A 549-nucleotide genomic window follows, 5' to 3' on the forward strand; every position below is an offset into this window, starting at 1 on the left:
CATACTCGGCAGCAACACCAATCATGATGTGATTTACGGTGATGGTGGCAATGACACCCTCCGGGGTGGCGGTGGCGATGATACGCTATATGGTGGCAGTGGCAATGATACCATTTATGGCGATGATGGCAACGACACTATTATTGGTGGCTCAGGGAATGATAACCTCCAAGGCGGCGCTGGCGATGATACCTTTATATATAATAAAAACGATGGTGTTGATACGTATAAAGGGGGTTCAGGAAACGATACGTTGATCGTCACTGATGCCGTTAAATCCATTAATCTCGGTGAAAAATTCAACAGCGGCAACAGCATTGAAACCATCCAAGGTAGCACCCAAGGTGATGGCAGTGATTCTGTCACCATTCAAGGTGGCAATGAAGCGAATAACTGGGATTTTAGAAACGTTACCCTCACCGATGTGGATAGCATTAAAGGCGGCGGCGGGGATGACAACATACTCGGCAGCAACACCAATCATGATGTGATTTACGGTGATGGTGGCAATGACACCCTCCGGGGTGGCGGTGGCGATGATACGCTATA

1 protein-coding gene is annotated in these 549 nt (G+C 48.3%); it reads left to right on the forward strand.

Annotation, left to right across the window (positions count from 1 at the left end; all coding sequences use genetic code 11):
• Positions 1–549 (forward strand): calcium-binding protein (locus AB3348_RS15255; protein WP_367608477.1); only part of this gene is annotated, 549 nt, incomplete at both ends.

Source organism: Legionella sp. W05-934-2, assembly GCF_964199965.1.
In the GTDB taxonomy this organism is placed as follows: Bacteria; Pseudomonadota; Gammaproteobacteria; order Legionellales; family Legionellaceae; genus JAFIFT01.